Raw genomic sequence first — 15,485 nt, forward strand, 5'->3', positions numbered from 1 at the left:
CTCTTTATTGCGCGCAGCATGATGCAGACAACAACAACGGCATAAGAGGATCTGGCATGAAACTGGCACTTCACAACGAGATGGCGATAACGAACGACGATGTGCGTCAACTGGATCGGTCGTATGTGTTTCATTCATGGTCGATGCAGGGCAACCTCAACCCAATGGTGATTGCCGGGGCGCAAGGCTGCGAGCTGTGGGATTACGACGGTAACCGCTACCTCGATTTCAGCAGCCAGTTAGTGAACGTCAATATTGGTTATCAACACCCGCGCGTGCTGGCGGCGATGAAAGCGCAGCTGGAAACGCTGGTAACCATTGCGCCGGCCACCGCCAACCTGGCGCGTGGCGAAGCGGCAAAACGCATTGTTGAGCTGGCGCCGGAAGGCTTCAGCAAAGTCTTTTTCACCAACGCCGGGGCGGATGCCAACGAAAATGCCATCCGTATGGCACGGCTTTACACCGGGCGCGACAAAATTTTCTCTGCCTATCGCTCTTACCACGGTAATACCGGCAGCGCCATTGCGGCGACCGGCGACTGGCGGCGTGTGCCAAATGAATATTCACGCGGGCATGTTCACTTCTTTAACCCGTACCTGTATCGCAGCGAATTTAATGCCACCAGCGAAGCTGAAGAGTGCGAGCGCGCGCTGGCGCATCTGCGCCGCATGATTGAGTGTGAAGGGCCGTCGTCGATTGCGGCGATCCTGCTTGAGTCCATTCCTGGCACAGCCGGCATTCTGGTGCCGCCAGCCGGGTATATGCAAGGCGTGCGCGCGCTGGCAGATGAGTTCGGCATTGTGCTGATACTCGATGAAGTGATGGCCGGTTTTGGCCGTACCGGTAGCTGGTTCGCTTTCGAACAAGATGGCATCGTGCCGGATCTGGTTACCTTCGCCAAAGGGGTGAATGCGGGCTATGTGCCGGCGGGCGGTGTGCTGATTTCCGCGCCGATTGCTCACTACTTTGACGACCATTTCTTCGCCGGTGGGTTGACGTACTCCGGGCATCCGCTGGCGATGGCGGCGATTGTCGCCACGCTTGATGCGATGAAAGAGGAGAACGTGGTGCAGAATGCGGCAGAGATCGGCAATGGCGTTCTGCGCCCTGCGCTGGAGGCGCTGGCAGCAAAACATCCGCTGATTGGCGATGTGCGTGGTCGCGGCATGTTCCAGGCGCTGGAACTGGTGAGCAACCATAAAACCAAAACGCCTTTAGCCGCGGCAGAGATGGCAGCGATTAAGGCGGCGCTAACCGGGGCCGGAATGTTGACTTTTGTGGTCGAAAACCGCATTCACGTGGTACCACCTTGCATAATGAGCGCGAAAGAAGTCCAGCAAGGAATGGCCATTTTTGACCAGGTTTTGGCTCAATTTGGTCATTTTAGTCAGTAAGTGTAAAGGCATCAGACTATTCTGGTGCCAAATCTGGTCAGTCCTCTGATTTCAAAGACATTTTTTGACACTTACCCCCCAATTTTAGGCACTATATTCCGGGCTTAACTGCTGCTAAAACTCTCTTTTTCTATTTAACTTTTTTGCCTGGGAGAAAAAAGTGCCGGAATTGAATCATTATGGTCAAACCGTCGGTGACAGGTTGCCGCACTGGCACGGCGTCCAGCCGCTGCCGCGCAGCGTGTTGCACGGACAATACTGTCGGATGGAACCGCTTGACGCCAGGGTACACACGCACGATCTTCTGCGTGCGTATTCTCAGGCAGAAAATGAGAGCGACTGGACATGGCTGGCGGGTGAGCGCCCACAAACTGTGGACAGTATGGCGCAGTGGGTGGTGGGTAAAATGATCGACACCGCTATCGCGCCTTTCGCCGTGGTGGAGTGTGTCAGCGGTGAGGCGCTCGGCGTTGTCGCCTGGCTTGCCATCAACACACAAAATGGCTCGGTGGAAATCGGCCACGTCACCTGGTCACCGCGCATGAAAAACAGCGTGCTGGGGACAGAAGCCATCTGGTTGATGCTGCGCCACGCGTTTGCCTGCAACTACCGCCGCGTGGAGTGGAAATGTGATGTGCTCAACGTCGCTTCCCGCCGCGCCGCCGAACGTCTCGGCTTTAGCTGGGAAGGGCGTTTCCGCCAGCACATGGTGCGTAAAGGGCGCAACCGCGATACTGACTATTTATCGATGCTGGATGTCGAATGGCCGCAGCGCGACGCGGCGATTTCCGCCTGGCTGGCGGCCAGTAATTTTGACGAGCAGGGCAGGCAAAAACAAAAACTCAGCGCCTTCTTTGCTCCCTCATCACAATAATAAACATGGCATCGGTATTCGCCGATGCCATCTCGTTAGCCCATCCGGTGTTCGCCGCTCAGCAGCGCCTCCCGGTCAAAGAAACGTTCAATTATCCCGCCCGCCATATACGCCGCCCGGTCTGACATATGGGCAATCACATCCGCGTCATGGCTGACCAGCAGATAACTCATCCCGTGCTGTTGTTTCAGGTGATTCAACAGATTAAGGATCTCCGCCTGAACTGACATATCCAGCGCTGACGTCGGTTCATCAAGCAGCAGGAGTTTTGGCCGCAGCAGCAGGGCGCGCGCAATCGCCACGCGCTGGCGCTGGCCGCCAGAGAGCTGGTGCGGATAACGCCGCGCGGCATCGGCGGGTAAGCCAACCTGTTCCAGCGCCGTCGTCACGCGTTTGTCGACATCGTTTTCGCCATGGATTTTTAACGGCTCCGCCAGTGTGCGATACAGCGTATGGTTCGGGTGCAGCGAGGCATAAGGATCCTGAAACACCATCTGCACGTTGCGGCGCAAAGCGCCCTGATAGCGCTGCCCGGCGTTGACCGGCTCGCCAAACAGCGACACGTTGCCTTGCCATTCGCGCTGTAAGCCCGCCAGTACGCGCAGCACGGTCGATTTACCGCAGCCGGAGGCGCCAATCAGGCTAAAGGTTTCACCGACGTGCAACTGGAAACTGACGCCGGAAATCACCGTTTTCTCGCCAAAGGCGACCTGCAACTGGTGAAGATCAACGATGCTCATCATTGCGCTCCGTAAAATTCTGGCTGCGATCGAGCGTTGGTAGCATCTGGCCGTAAGTGTGCGCATTCGGGCGGCAAGTCCACAGTGTGCGCGTATAAGGATGCTGCGCCTGCGGCAGATCGGCGGCGGGCATCGCATCCACGCATTCGCCCTGGTACATCACCATCACGCGATGGCAGTGCTGCGCCACCAACGGCAGATCGTGGCTTATCAGTAGCATCGCCATCTGGCGTTGTTCACACTGCGCAACCAGCAATTCGAGGATCTGGTTACGCAGACGCGCATCCAGCGCCGAGGTTGGTTCATCGGCAATCAACACTCGCGGGTCGTTGACCAGCGCCATGGCGATCATTACCCGCTGACCCATGCCGCCAGAAAGCTCGGTGGGGTAGCGATGCAGCACCGTCGCTTCAAGTTCCACCGCGCGCAAGGCTTCCTTAATTTTCTCCATGCGCTGTTTGCGGCTGAGGCGCTGATGCAGCGTGATGGCTTCGTCCAGTTGCGCCTGTACATTTTTCACCGGATTCAGCGCGTAGCGCGGATCTTGTAACACCATGGCGATGTCGTTTCCGCGCAGGTTGCGCCAGCCACGATTGTCGAGCGTCAGAAGATTATTCCCCAGCACGTCGAGTTTTTCTGCGCTGACGTTGCCCGGTGCGCGCACCAGCCCCATCAGCGCGCGGGCGGTCATCGATTTGCCGGAACCCGATTCGCCCACCAGCGCCAGCCTTTCGTTGCCGAGGGTAAAGCACAGATTGCGGACCACCCGCGAGCCGGGGTAATCAATATTCAGGCCGCTCACCGCGACGCGTGTCTCAGTCATGTTGCGGCTCCAGTACATCGCGCAGGCCATCGCCGAGTAAATTCAATGCCAGGCTTGCCAGCAAAATCACCGCACCGGGTGCGGCGGCAATCCACCATTGATCGAAAATCACCTGCATGCCATCGGCAATCATTGCGCCCCATTCTGCCATCGGCGGGCGTGCGCCGAGGCCTAAAAAACCCAACCCGGCGGCGGCAAGAATAATTCCGGCGAGATCGAGCGCGAGACGCACAATCGCCGACGGCAAACACAGCGGCAAAATATGCCCCAGCAGCAAGCGCCAGCCGCGAATACCCATCATCCCGGCGGCGGCGAGGTAATCGCTGTGGCGCAGGCGCTGGATTTCACTGCGCGCCTGGCGGGCGTAAGCAGGCCAGGTCGTCAACGCCAGCGCCAGCGCACCATTAACAAGACCAGGGCCGAGCATGGCGACAAATGCGAACGCGAGGATCAAGCGCGGCATCGACATCACAACATCGGTAAAACGCATCAGCACACGCTCCATCCAGCCGCCGTAATAGCCGGAAAGGATGCCCACCAGCAATCCGGCGGGTAGTGTAATCAGGGTCACCAGCGCCACCAGCCCCAGCGCCGGACGTGTACCGTAAATCAGCCGTGATAACAAATCACGACCATAACTGTCGGTGCCGAGCCAGTGCTGCGCAGTGGGCGCTTGCAAACGCGCGGCGGCATCCTGCCAGTTCGGATCGAGCGGGGCAAGCCACGGCGCGAAGAGAGCGATGAGCAGCAGCAGAAGCACAATGATCAGCCCGCTAAATGCGGCCGGCGAACGGCGCAAACGGCGTAAAAATAGCATTGTCGGCATCAGCGCACCCTCGGATCGGTCAACCGCACCAGCAGGTCGGTCAGGTTGTTGATCAACACAAAACAGACGCCAATCACCAGCGTACCGCCCATGATGGCGGTGGTATCTCCTGAGAACAGCGCGGTAGTGAGGTAGCGACCAATTCCCGGCCACGAGAAGACCGTTTCAGTCAGCACTGCACCTTCCAGCATGCTGGTATATGCCAGCGCAATCACCGTTAACAAGGTACCGCGAATATTCGGCAGCACGTGGCGGAGCAAAATCGTCATCTCGCTCGCACCTTTCGCGCGAGCCAGCAAAATGTACTCTTTGTTCATTTCCCCAAGGCAGGCGGAGCGGGTGAGGCGGGTAATGCTCGCCAGAGAGTAATACGCCAGCAACAGCACCGGCAGCAGCAGGTGACTGATGGCGTTTTTGAACGCCGCGCTGTCGCCGGAAAGCCAGGTATCGATCAGCGCGAACCCGGTCTGCGGCGTCACAGTGTACTGGTAAATATCATCCAGCCGGCCAGGCCCGGCGCTCCACTGCAGGCGGGCGTAAAACAGCGCCAGCATCAACAGGCCCAGCCAGAAGATGGGCACCGAGTTGCCGAGCAGGGTAAAAGAGCGTACCGCCAAATCCCACGGTGAGCCTTTAAAACGGGCACACAGTACACCGGCGATAATACCGAGTACGGAGCCGACGATCAGCGCCAGTGTCGCCAGTTCCAGCGTGGCGGGGAAGGCGGCGAGCAGATCCTGCATCACCGGCTGTCCGGTGGCGCTGGCGGTGCCTAAATCACCGTGAGCGAGATGAGTCAGATAGTGCCAGAACTGCACCGGCAAAGGTTGATCCAGCCCGAGCTGGTGGCGAACCTGGTCATATGTGGACTGGCTGGCATGATCGCCAACAATTTGCAGCACCCGGTCGACAGGCGAAAACGCCGACAGCGAAAAAGTGACCAGCAACAGGCCAAACAGCGTGAGGGAGAGCGTCAGCAGCCCCTGAAATAGCGCGAGCAGAGGGCGTTTTGCGCGCCGCTCTGCTCTGTTGGGTGAAACAGACATGGAAAAACTCGTGGTCAGTAAAAGAACCCTCCCGCGTGAGCGGGAGGAGGAAGCATTACTTGGTTACGCGGTCATACCACACCATATCCGCATTCAGCCCCTGCTGATAGCCTTTCACGTTGTCGCGTACCACAATCTGTGTTTTGCCTTGATCGACAAAGACATACGGTGATTTATGCTGCAACTCCTGCTGCATCTGTTTGTACAGTTCAAGGCGTTTTTTCGCATCCGGCTCGGCCACCGCGGCAAGCGTCGCTTTGCTTAGCTCGGGAATTTGCCAGCCGTTCAGCCCTGCCACGGTGCTGGATTTGCCGTCGTTATACGCAAAGGCGCTGGCGTTAGAGTGGGCGTCGAAGTAGTCCGGGATCCACAAACGGATCGCCGCCTGATGCTGTTTGGCACGCACGCGGGCATACACCTGGCTACCGGCGGCAGGCAGCAGATCCACCTTCACGCCGCCCTGGGCAAAACTGGCCTGCATGGATTGCGCGATGGTGATAAACGGCGGTTTGTTCTCCACATCCAGCGTGAAGTGCGCATCTTTAATGCCCGCTTTGGCAAGGATCTCTTTCGCTTTCGCCGGGTCAAATTTGAACGGATTATCTTCCAGCGCGCCCGGCAGGCCGACCGGCAGGAAGCTCTGGTGGACAAAATATTGCCCTTTCAGCAGGTCTTTGGTGATGCCGTTGTAATCGACCAGCCAGCGCGCCGCTTCCCAGAACGCCGGGTTATTGAGCAGCGGGTTGGCGCTGTTACCGGCGTTAAACACCAGATAGTTTTGCTCGGCAGACGGGATGCTCAGCACCTTGACCCCTTTTTTATCCGCCAGTGCGCTGATTTGATCCGCGCCCAGATCGCGTGCCACATCGGCATCGCCCTGCTGGATCAGTAAGCGGCGTGAAGCCGGATCCGGCACGTTTTTAATGATGATGTTTTTCAGTTTCGGTGCGCCGCCAGGCGAGATGGCGTTAGCATCCAGCACAATCGCCTGGTGCGGCTGGTAGACGCGCATTTTAAACGCGCCACTGCCCGCAGAGTGCATCTTCAGCCACGCGTTGCCCAAGTCATCACCTTTCACGTTGGCGCTAACCAGTTTCTCATCAACGATAGAGGCAATCGGCGTGGAGAGAATATTCAATGCTACAGCCGGGCTGACATCCGCTGTCCAGTGCAATTGCAGAGTATGGTCATCGACCTTTTTCAACTGGCTGGCGATATTTTCTGGCTGCCAGCCAAGCACGTTGAGAATAAACGCCGGTGATTTGTTCAGCGTGACAGCGCGGGTATAAGAGAAAATTACATCTTCCGGGCGCAGCGGGTTGCCGGAGGCAAATTTCGCATCGTTTTTCAGTTTGATAGTCAGGGTTTTCGCCGCCGCATCTGCCTGCCAGCTTTCCGCCAGCACCGGGTTAATCTTTTCCGGGTTCTCACGATCCGGCTGTACAAGGCGCTGGTACAGGCTCGGCACGGTCTGAATGCTGGAGAGTTCGTTAGCTTCCGCCGGGTCGAGACTGACAATATCATCCAGTCCCTGGGCCACCACCAGCGTATCCGGCGGCGTTGCCGCGTGGCTGGCAGCAGAAAGGAGCGTCAATATGACGAGAGGCAGCAGTTTTTTAGTCATAAGAAATCCCTGAAAAGTTAATACGATGTGATTATTTGTTCCGCTAAAGTAGGCTGCTTCTCATGTTTCTTAAAGTTTAAATTCATCTTTCAATATGCTGCATGAGCATAAGCCAGATGTTTTTGTCATTAGCGGGGAGAAGCGCGGAGCGAATGCCCCGCGTAAGAGGAAATTACGCTGTTGCGCGCGCCAGTTGCACTGCATTTTGCCAGTCAAACCAGCGTTTTTGCAGGCGGTCGTGGCGCGCCATATCCGGCTGGAAGGTGATATGTTCCGGCAGGAAGGCGCGCAACTTTTCGTTATCTATCTGCAATAACGCCTTGCGCGCCAGCAGCGCCGCGCCGATAGCGGAAAGCTCGGCAACATCGCTGCGCATCACCGGGCAGCCGAGCAGATCCGCCTGGTACTGCATCAGCCAGTTATTTTTGGTCGGCCCGCCGTCCACCATCAGCGCGTGCAGGGAAAACTCGCCGTGCTGGCGCATTGCCACCACCACATCTGCAATCTGGTAAGTTATCGACTCCAGCGCCGCGCGGATCAGGTGCGCGCGTTTCACACCGCGGCTTAAACCGTGGATTAACCCGCGCGCATGCTCATCCCACCAGGGCGCGCCCAGCCCGGTCAGCGCCGGGACAAAATAGACGCCAAGGGTTGAGTCCACTGAGGTGGGCAGGGCGCTCAGCGCCTGCGCCAGTTCGGCCTCGGACAATTCGTTCAGACCGGTACTTTCCACCATCCACGCCACCGCATCGCCGGTGTGCGGGATATTGCCCTCCAGCCCGTAAACCAGCCGCTCGCCATCGTGCCACGCCACGGTTGTCGCCAGCGATTTAACCTCGCACTGCGCACTCGCGACCGGTGCCATCACCGATGAACCGGTGCCGTAGGTGGCTTTTACGCAGCCTGCTGCGCCCAGCCCATGAGCAAACAGCGCGGCGTGGGAATCGCCAATCATTGCCAGAACAGGAATGCCATCCGGGATGCCGCTCAACCCCTGAGTGTGACCGAATAAGCCGCTGGAGGGGCGGATTTGCGGCAGTGCCTGGCGCGGAATACCAAACAGCACCAACATCTCCTCGTCCCAGTCACCGCTGTGCAGGTTGAACAACTGTGTGCGCGAGGCGTTGGAGTAATCGCAGCAGAAGGCCGTTCCGCCAGTGAAATGCCATAACAGCCAGCTATCGACGGTGCCAAGGCAAATGTCACCCTGCGCTGCCAGCGCGCTGCCGTTAGGGATGGCATCGAGCAGCCAGCGCATTTTCGAGGCGGAAAAGAGCGGCGCGACTGGCAAGCCGGTCGCGGCTTTGATGGCCGCTTCTTTTCCCTGTTCACGCAGCGCATGACAAAAATCCGCCGTGCGCGAGCACTGCCAGCTGAGCGCCGGACCTGACGGTTTTCCGCTGGCGCGATACCAGCCGATGGCGGTCTCTCGCTGATTACTGATAGCCAGCGCGGCAACATTCTGTGCGCCAACGGCTTCCACCACCTGGCGCACCACCGCCAGCGAGGCCTCCAGCAGCATTTCGCCGGATTGTTCAACCCAGCCTTCACGCGGCGTTTCGATGCTCAGCGGGCGCGAGCACGTCGCCACCACCTGGCCTTTCGCGTTCAGCGCGACGGCTTTGGCGTTGGTGGTGCCTTCGTCCAGCGCGATAATGATGTTTTCCTGCGACATCGCATCTCTCCTGATTGCGGTTACTGGTGCAGGTACGTTTCAACACCGAGATAGCGGGTAAAGGCTTCGTGCAGGACTTCCGCGCTGGCGGCGTGGTTCATCGCCACATGGTGTTCAAAGCCGTTGCGGCAGATCCAGGCGAGCAGGTTCTCCAGCTTCGGCACCTGGATCACCGCGCGGCAGCCGACAGTCTCCAGCGGATCGTCCACCGACTGGCCTTCGCCAACATAGGCTTTGATGTCGCCGCTCAGATCGTCAGTGCTTAAGCGGAAGTACGTCAGCGCGCCCGCTTTCAGGCGGCCATGTACCGCACCGCAGGTATTCTCTTTCCCGACGGTAGTGCCGATGATGTCGGCAGTGCCCATGTGCGGCGATTCCAGGCTGGCAGAGGCGAAGTTTCCGCAGTGAAACAGCACACATTTGTTGCGATCGTCGCCGAAATTATTATTCCAGTCGGCAATGGAGGCCGGATTCATATTGGCGCTTGCCAGCGCGTACATGGAGAGCGCGCCCATCACATCCACTTCGCAGGCCGATGGCATTAACTGACCAGACATGACGCTCATGATCGAGCAGACGTTAATGCCGAGGTTCTCCTGTAATGAGGTCCAGCACTGGATGGCGGTGGTGTCGATATCGTTGGCGGTAACCCATTCGCTTATCACCACAAACAGCTTCGCCATGGTCACCAGTTTGTCGGCCGGAATGGCGCTGGCGTCGGCGTTATCCAGCAGCAGGCGGCGTTTCTCATCAACGCGAATATCATCGTCGCGCAGGGTTTTTATGCGGGTAAAGACTTCAGAAAGATCGAGGGTTTCTACCGCGATACCCAGACGTTCAAGCAATTTTTCGCTATAGCGCACGGTGTTAAACCCGGCAGGGCGTGCGCCGATAGCGCCGACGCGCACACCGCGCATGCTGCTGACCACGCGGCAGATCTGCTCAAAGCGTTTGAGATCGCGCGCGAATACCTCACCACTGAGCGCACAGACATGTTGGGTGGTGAGCGTAAAAGGAATGCCGTACTGGCGCAGGTTATTACACAGGGATATTTTGCCGCAGAAGCTGTCGCGGCGCGTCGCCAGCCCCATTTTATCCAGATTATCCTCTTCGGCCTGCACCAGCACCGGCACGTTTAGCCCGGAAAGGCGCAGGGTTTCCGCCACTGCTTTTTCATCACCAAAGTTGGGCAAAAGCACGACAACACCGTGGATCTCATCGCGGTGCGCGCGGAACAGATCGGCGCAAATCTTCGCGTCCTGGCGGGTTTCCACACCGCCTAGCTCGGTTTGCGTCTCGTTAAGCATGATGGTGTTGATGCCAAGGCGGTCAAACAGGGCAATGGCCTGCTCGCGCGCTTCCGCCACAAGGTAGCTTGGGAAAAAACCACGGTTGCCAATGATCACCGCCATGGTCAGTTTTTGTGGAATTCGGGACATTGTTCTCTCTCCAGTAAAATGTTTTTTTTATTGTTATTGTCGGGCTGCCAGCAGCTCGCGGGCATTGTTGACCACGCCAGCCGCGTCGATTTTATGGCGGGCGCGAGTCGCAGCGCGGTCGGCGGCGATGGCGTACTCGCCATCCTGAATGCCGAGCCGACGCAGCGGCAGTGCACAACCCGCTTCTGCCAGCACTTCTGCCACCAGGCTGCCAACGCCGCCGTTGATGTTGTGCTCTTCCACGCTGACCACGGCGCGGTGGTTTTTCAGCGCCGCAAGTAGCTGCGATATATTGCATGGGCGAATAGACGGTACACTGATAACACTGGCGTCAATACCTTGTGCTGCCAGTTGTGTGGCAGCTTCGACAATTTCATGCACCGTCGATCCCATTGCCACCAGCGCGATATCTCTGCCCCGACGCAGCACATCAATATTGCCCGGCGCGAAGCGGTAATCGGCATCGTGCAACTCTGGCAGCGCTTTACCATCAAGGCGGATATAAACCGGACCAACGTGGGCGAGGGCGTAATCAATAATCTGCCGACACTCCAGCGGGCAGGAAGGGGCATAAATCTCGATATTGCCGAAACCGCGCAGTATTGAAATATCGTCAATGCTGTGGTGCGTGCTGGCCAGCGGTCCGTAGCTCGCACCGGCATTCAGACCGAACAGTTTGACGTTGGTGTTGTTGTAGCAGATGTCGACTTTGATCTGTTCGTTAGCGCGGGAGATCAGAAACGGCGCGGCGTTACAGGTGACGGCGATTTTGCCACCCAGCGCCAGACCCGCAGCAGCGCCGACCAATGTTTGTTCGGCGATACCGACATTCACCACGCGGCCGGGAAATTTTTTCATAAACGGTGAGATCTTGGCGGTAGAGGTGGAATCCGCCACCACCGGCACCAGATCCACACCGCTATCGACGGCATCGATAAAGGCATTCACCATCACCGTCGCCAGGTGTTCACTTTTACTCATCTTTCAGTTCCTCCAGCGCCAGTTCAACTTCTTCACCTTTCGGCACGCGGTGGTGCCACTCCGGGCGCCCCTGAATAAAGGAGACGCCTGCGCCTTTGGTGGTGTGCGCAATCACCACATGCGGTTTGCCCGCCGGTTGCAGCCCTTCCAGCGTGGTGACCACCTCTGCCATATCGTTACCGCGACACTCGGTAACGTGCATGCCAAAGGCGCGCCATTTCGCATCCAGCGGGTCGGTATTGAGGATCTCTTTGGTTGGCCCCGCCAGTTGCAGGCTGTTTTTGTCGTTAATGATGATCAGGTTATCCAGCTGGTAGTGCGCGGCGACCAGCGCGGCTTCCCAGTTGCTGCCTTCGGCCAGTTCACCGTCGCCGGTGACGACAAAAACGCGGCGCTTGCTATTACTGCGTTTCGCTGCCAGCGCGATGCCGACCGCGACGGGTAAACCGTGGCCGAGCGCGCCGGTGTTCAGCTCTACGCCGGGGGTTTTGTGTTTCACCGGATGGCCCGGTAAGTGGGAATCTGCATGCTGGTAAGTCGCCAGCCAGTCGATGGGAATAAACCCGGCTTCCGCCAGCACGCAGTAATAACCGCCCACCGCATGGCCTTTCGACTGAATATAAATATCGCGTTCGTCGCTCTCTTTGGTTTGCGGCGAACAGTTCAGGATACGGAAGTAGAGCGCCGTCAGCAGCTCCACTTGCGATAAATCGGCCCCCGTATGCCCGCCAGCCGGGCTTTCGGCGTTCAGCACGATGATACGGCGGCGCACCGCGCGGGCTTTCTTTTCGAGCTCATCAACAGAGAGCGAAAACGGATTCATAAGACACCTCTTGAATTTATAATCTTGAATGAATAAATATTCAATCAGAGTGAAAAAGTGCAGCCCATCGGCGTTTACTAACCGTCACAGTCAGATTTTACGCTGGATTTGTTGCTGTATAGAATATATATTCACTACTGATTTATTATTCATGATTAAAGATATGCCTTGTGCCGGGCTTTGTCTACGCTCTGTACAGGCAATTTTGGAAGAAAGGAGAAAAGGATCACATTTGGATCGTCGGCTGCTCTCAACGCTGGCTTGTTATCTATTCAATGATGCATAAAAATACCAGCAACAGATTAAGGGGATGCGCATGTCGAAGCAGGATGAACAGCGGCTACTGGTGAAAATTGCCACGCTTTATTACAACGAAAACAAAAAACAGTCTGAAATCGCCACCTTGCTCCACCTCTCGCAATCTTTTGTGTCGCGGGCGTTAACGCGTTGCCAGAAAGAGGGGCTGGTTAAAATTACCGTTGTGCAGCCGACCAATATTTTCGTCGCGCTGGAAAAGGCCATTGAGCAGCAATATGGCATTCGCCAGGCGGTGGTGGTGGATGTCGGTGAAAATGCCGGCAACGCGCAGATCAAGCACGCCATCGGCAGCGCGGCGGCGCACTATGTGGAAACGCGTTTGCGCCCGGAAGATTTGGTCGGCATTTCGTCCTGGAGCAGCACCATTCGCTGCATGGTGGATGAACTACACCCGCAGAGTATTCGCGCTGCAGGCGTGATTCAGTTGCTGGGCGGCGTAGGGCCGAACGGTAATGTGCAGGCGACCATTCTGACGCAGCAACTGGCGGCGCACCTGGGTTGCCCGTCGTGGTTGTTGCCGTCGCAAAGTATTGAACACTCGGTTGAAGAGCGCGCGCGGCTGGTCAACAGCCCGGACGTTGCCGCGGTGGTGGCGAAATTCGCCGAAGTGGATGTGGCGATTGTCGGTATTGGCGAGCTGGAACCGTCTCAGTTGCTGAAAAATTCCGGTAACTACTACAACGAAGAGATGCTCAAACTGCTGGCCGAACGCGGCGCGGTGGGCGATATCTGCCTGCACTACTATGACGCGGCGGGCAAACCGGTGCTCAACGAAGATGAAGATCCGGTAATTGGAATGGAGCTTGAGCAGATCCGCGCCTGCCCGCATGTGATAGCGCTGGCGGGTGGGGTGGAAAAACGCAACGCTATTCGCGGTGCGTTACAGGGCAACTATATCGATGTGCTGATAACGGATTACCCCACCGCCCGCAGTCTGGTGAAAGACATTCCGGCGGAATGAATTAACCCCCTCACGTTAACATCTGCCGCGCTGAGAAGTGTTCAGTTGCGGCAGAAAAGTTAAGCACTGGTACAATATTTGTTATCACCATTTCAATACAAAGGTTATTGCCTTACTTCTTTTTATTCTTAATTAACCCCGACACTTAGCCGATGGAGTTGTAGACAGCGGTAGTACCGCTGCCTGAATACTTTATTTCACAACTATTTACCGGGGTTTTTATGCACTTTATTCGAAATCTAAAAATCAAGGTCGCGATGCTGGCGATCCTGGTGATTTTCACTCTGCTCTGGGGCGGTGTCTCGTTTTTTTCACTGCACGCGTTAAGCGGCCTGACCGAGGAAGTGGAACTCACTAATGTGCAGCAGGTTAACGGCGACATCATTAATAACGCCAGCGACCGCTATTATCAGGTCAAACTGCTGATGGATCGCGCGCTGGTTTTCCAGGCCAATAACGATACGCAAAACTACCAGCAAATGATCGATCGTATCGGCAAAGATATCGATTTTCTGCAAAACGGGCTTAATCAGTTCAAAGTGACTGATCACGCGAATATCAGCACCAACGCCACCGACAATATCTATAACAGCTCGCTGACCCTGTTTAACCAGGCGATTACGCCGATGTTCGCCGCCGTTAAAGCCAATAATGTTGAGAGCTATAACCAACTGTCGAAAGCGCAATTCAGCCCGTTACGTAGCGGTTTTTCGCAGGCGATTGTGGCCTATAACCAGGAAATTCATGACCTGAAATCCGCCGCTAACGCGCGTATTGCCAGTTGGGTTTCCCTGACGCGCACCATCATTATCGTTGCCATGATTATTGGCCTGGCGATGCTGGTGATGTCGGAGCGTTACCTGGCGCTGTGCCTGGCGCGCTCGCTGGAGTGGGTAAAACAGCATTTGCAGGTGCTGTCGGTCGGTAATCTGGATAAGCCAACAAAAAATCTCGGCAACAACGAAGTAGGGCAGTTGATCCCCTACCTTGAAACCATGCAGAACAACTGGGTGAACACCGTCACGCAGATCCGTAACAGTGCCGGGGAAATTTACCAGGGGGCGAGCGAAATTGCTTCCGGTAACACCGATCTCTCTTCGCGCACGGAAGAACAGGCCGCCGCGCTGACGCAAACCGCCGCCAGCATGGAAGAGCTGAGCGCGGTGGTCAAACAGAACGCCGACAACGCCAGCGAAGCCAGCTCGCTTGCAAAAACGGCGTCAGCCGCAGTGAATAAAGGCGAAGAGCGCGTACAGGCGGTCATTGCCAGCATGAAAAACATCACCAGCAGCTCGCAGAAAATCACCGACATTATTAACGTCATCGACAGTATCGCTTTCCAGACCAACATTCTGGCACTTAACGCCGCCGTCGAAGCGGCGCGTGCCGGTGAACAGGGTCGTGGTTTCGCGGTCGTCGCCAGCGAAGTGCGCAACCTCGCGCAGCGCAGCGCCGGTGCGGCAAAAGAGATCAAAACGCTGATCGATGAGTCAGTCACCAACGTCAACAACGGTTTCGACCAGGTGACGCTGACCAGCGAATCGATGGATAACATTCTGCGTTCGGTCACCAGCGTGACGGATATCATGGGCGAGATCGCCTCGGCGTCTATCGAGCAGAGCAAAGGGATCGGTCAGGTCGGCACGGCGATTTCGCAGATGGACAGCGTCACGCAGCAAAATGCCGCGCTGGTGGAAGAGTCTTCTGCCACCTCTGGTTCGCTGGAGCAGCAGGCCTACCAGTTAACCGAAATTGTTTCGGTGTTTAAACTGCCAGGAGATGCCGCGCAGCCGGGCAATACCAGCAAACCAGTCGCGAGCGCGCCAAAAGCCGGGAACGCGTTGCGACGCCCGGCGCTGGCGGGTGGCAGCAAAGCACCAGAAAACGACTGGGAAGCGTTCTGATAAAAAAAAGCCCGGATGCACAATCCGGGCGACATAAAAGACCCGGCAACATTGCCG

Annotated in this window: 13 protein-coding genes; 4 read left to right on the plus strand and 9 right to left on the minus strand. The window is 57.0% G+C overall.

What is annotated here, in order from left to right; translation table 11 throughout:
• The first annotated feature begins 56 nt into the window (after positions 1-56).
• Together JKP81_RS09120 and JKP81_RS09125 are read left to right on the plus strand one after the other, a co-directional pair.
• On the plus strand, positions 57-1,394 hold the full coding sequence (locus tag JKP81_RS09120) for an aspartate aminotransferase family protein (protein ID WP_200551480.1): 1,338 nt from the start codon (positions 57-59) through the stop codon (positions 1,392-1,394).
• A gap of 160 nt (positions 1,395-1,554) precedes the next feature.
• Positions 1,555-2,268 carry a GNAT family N-acetyltransferase gene (locus JKP81_RS09125; protein ID WP_200551481.1) on the plus strand — a complete coding sequence of 238 codons (714 nt, stop codon included), beginning with the start codon at positions 1,555-1,557 and terminating at the stop codon, positions 2,266-2,268.
• A 35-nt stretch (positions 2,269-2,303) separates the two neighbouring features.
• Here JKP81_RS09125 and JKP81_RS09130 read toward each other — a convergent pair whose 3' ends face one another.
• The 9 genes from JKP81_RS09130 to JKP81_RS09170 all read right to left on the minus strand — a co-directional run bounded on the left by JKP81_RS09130 (position 2,304) and on the right by JKP81_RS09170 (position 12,245).
• Entirely contained in the window at positions 2,304-3,008 is a 705-nt protein-coding gene (locus tag JKP81_RS09130) for an ABC transporter ATP-binding protein (protein ID WP_200551716.1), read from the minus strand.
• Positions 2,995-3,831: an ABC transporter ATP-binding protein gene (locus JKP81_RS09135; protein WP_200551482.1), complete on the minus strand. Its 837-nt coding sequence runs from the start codon at positions 3,829-3,831 to the stop codon at positions 2,995-2,997. The genes JKP81_RS09130 and JKP81_RS09135 overlap by 14 nt, the downstream gene beginning before the upstream one ends.
• Positions 3,824-4,657, minus strand: coding sequence for an ABC transporter permease (locus JKP81_RS09140; RefSeq protein ID WP_200551483.1), 834 nt, complete (start codon positions 4,655-4,657; stop codon positions 3,824-3,826). The genes JKP81_RS09135 and JKP81_RS09140 overlap by 8 nt, the downstream gene beginning before the upstream one ends.
• Positions 4,657-5,703 carry an ABC transporter permease gene (locus JKP81_RS09145; protein ID WP_200551484.1) on the minus strand — a complete coding sequence of 349 codons (1,047 nt, stop codon included), beginning with the start codon at positions 5,701-5,703 and terminating at the stop codon, positions 4,657-4,659. Before JKP81_RS09145 ends, JKP81_RS09140 begins: the two co-directional genes overlap by 1 nt.
• 55 nt (positions 5,704-5,758) lie before the next feature.
• The gene (locus JKP81_RS09150; protein ID WP_200551485.1) at positions 5,759-7,327 is read right to left on the minus strand and encodes an ABC transporter substrate-binding protein; all 1,569 of its coding nucleotides are present in this window, start codon (positions 7,325-7,327) and stop codon (positions 5,759-5,761) included.
• A 172-nt stretch (positions 7,328-7,499) separates the two neighbouring features.
• Positions 7,500-9,002 (minus strand): FGGY family carbohydrate kinase, encoded by a 1,503-nt coding sequence (locus JKP81_RS09155; RefSeq protein ID WP_200551486.1) that lies wholly within the window; start codon positions 9,000-9,002, stop codon positions 7,500-7,502.
• Positions 9,003-9,022: 20 nt separating this feature from the next.
• Positions 9,023-10,441, minus strand: coding sequence for an L-fucose/L-arabinose isomerase family protein (locus tag JKP81_RS09160; RefSeq protein ID WP_200551487.1), 1,419 nt, complete (start codon positions 10,439-10,441; stop codon positions 9,023-9,025).
• Between the two features lie 33 nt (positions 10,442-10,474).
• On the minus strand, positions 10,475-11,422 hold the full coding sequence (locus tag JKP81_RS09165) for a transketolase family protein (protein ID WP_200551488.1): 948 nt from the start codon (positions 11,420-11,422) through the stop codon (positions 10,475-10,477).
• Positions 11,415-12,245 carry a transketolase gene (locus JKP81_RS09170; protein WP_200551489.1) on the minus strand — a complete coding sequence of 277 codons (831 nt, stop codon included), beginning with the start codon at positions 12,243-12,245 and terminating at the stop codon, positions 11,415-11,417. The genes JKP81_RS09165 and JKP81_RS09170 overlap by 8 nt, the downstream gene beginning before the upstream one ends.
• 316 nt (positions 12,246-12,561) lie before the next feature.
• Between JKP81_RS09170 and JKP81_RS09175 the strand changes: the two genes are divergently transcribed.
• A complete protein-coding gene (locus tag JKP81_RS09175) occupies positions 12,562-13,524 on the plus strand; it encodes a sugar-binding transcriptional regulator (protein WP_200551490.1) in 963 nt (320 codons plus the stop codon).
• A gap of 221 nt (positions 13,525-13,745) precedes the next feature.
• Positions 13,746-15,428 (plus strand): methyl-accepting chemotaxis protein, encoded by a 1,683-nt coding sequence (locus tag JKP81_RS09180; protein ID WP_200551491.1) that lies wholly within the window; start codon positions 13,746-13,748, stop codon positions 15,426-15,428.
• The last annotated feature ends 57 nt before the right edge of the window (positions 15,429-15,485 follow it).

Source organism: Kosakonia sp. LAM2021 (assembly GCF_016620385.1).
Lineage (GTDB): Bacteria > Pseudomonadota > Gammaproteobacteria > Enterobacterales > Enterobacteriaceae > Kosakonia > Kosakonia sacchari.

Bases quoted from the DNA above. Each gene is read 5' to 3' on its own strand.
- JKP81_RS09120 (WP_200551480.1), top strand. From the start codon at position 57: ATGAAACTGGCACTTCACAACGAGATGGCGATAACGAACGACGATGTG.
- JKP81_RS09130 (WP_200551716.1), bottom strand. From the start codon at position 3,008: ATGAGCATCGTTGATCTTCACCAGTTGCAGGTCGCCTTTGGCGAGAAA.
- JKP81_RS09135 (WP_200551482.1), bottom strand. From the start codon at position 3,831: ATGACTGAGACACGCGTCGCGGTGAGCGGCCTGAATATTGATTACCCC.
- JKP81_RS09140 (WP_200551483.1), bottom strand. From the start codon at position 4,657: ATGCCGACAATGCTATTTTTACGCCGTTTGCGCCGTTCGCCGGCCGCA.
- JKP81_RS09145 (WP_200551484.1), bottom strand. From the start codon at position 5,703: ATGTCTGTTTCACCCAACAGAGCAGAGCGGCGCGCAAAACGCCCTCTG.
- JKP81_RS09150 (WP_200551485.1), bottom strand. From the start codon at position 7,327: ATGACTAAAAAACTGCTGCCTCTCGTCATATTGACGCTCCTTTCTGCT.
- JKP81_RS09155 (WP_200551486.1), bottom strand. From the start codon at position 9,002: ATGTCGCAGGAAAACATCATTATCGCGCTGGACGAAGGCACCACCAAC.
- JKP81_RS09160 (WP_200551487.1), bottom strand. From the start codon at position 10,441: ATGTCCCGAATTCCACAAAAACTGACCATGGCGGTGATCATTGGCAAC.
- JKP81_RS09165 (WP_200551488.1), bottom strand. From the start codon at position 11,422: ATGAGTAAAAGTGAACACCTGGCGACGGTGATGGTGAATGCCTTTATC.
- JKP81_RS09170 (WP_200551489.1), bottom strand. From the start codon at position 12,245: ATGAATCCGTTTTCGCTCTCTGTTGATGAGCTCGAAAAGAAAGCCCGC.
- JKP81_RS09175 (WP_200551490.1), top strand. From the start codon at position 12,562: ATGTCGAAGCAGGATGAACAGCGGCTACTGGTGAAAATTGCCACGCTT.
- JKP81_RS09180 (WP_200551491.1), top strand. From the start codon at position 13,746: ATGCACTTTATTCGAAATCTAAAAATCAAGGTCGCGATGCTGGCGATC.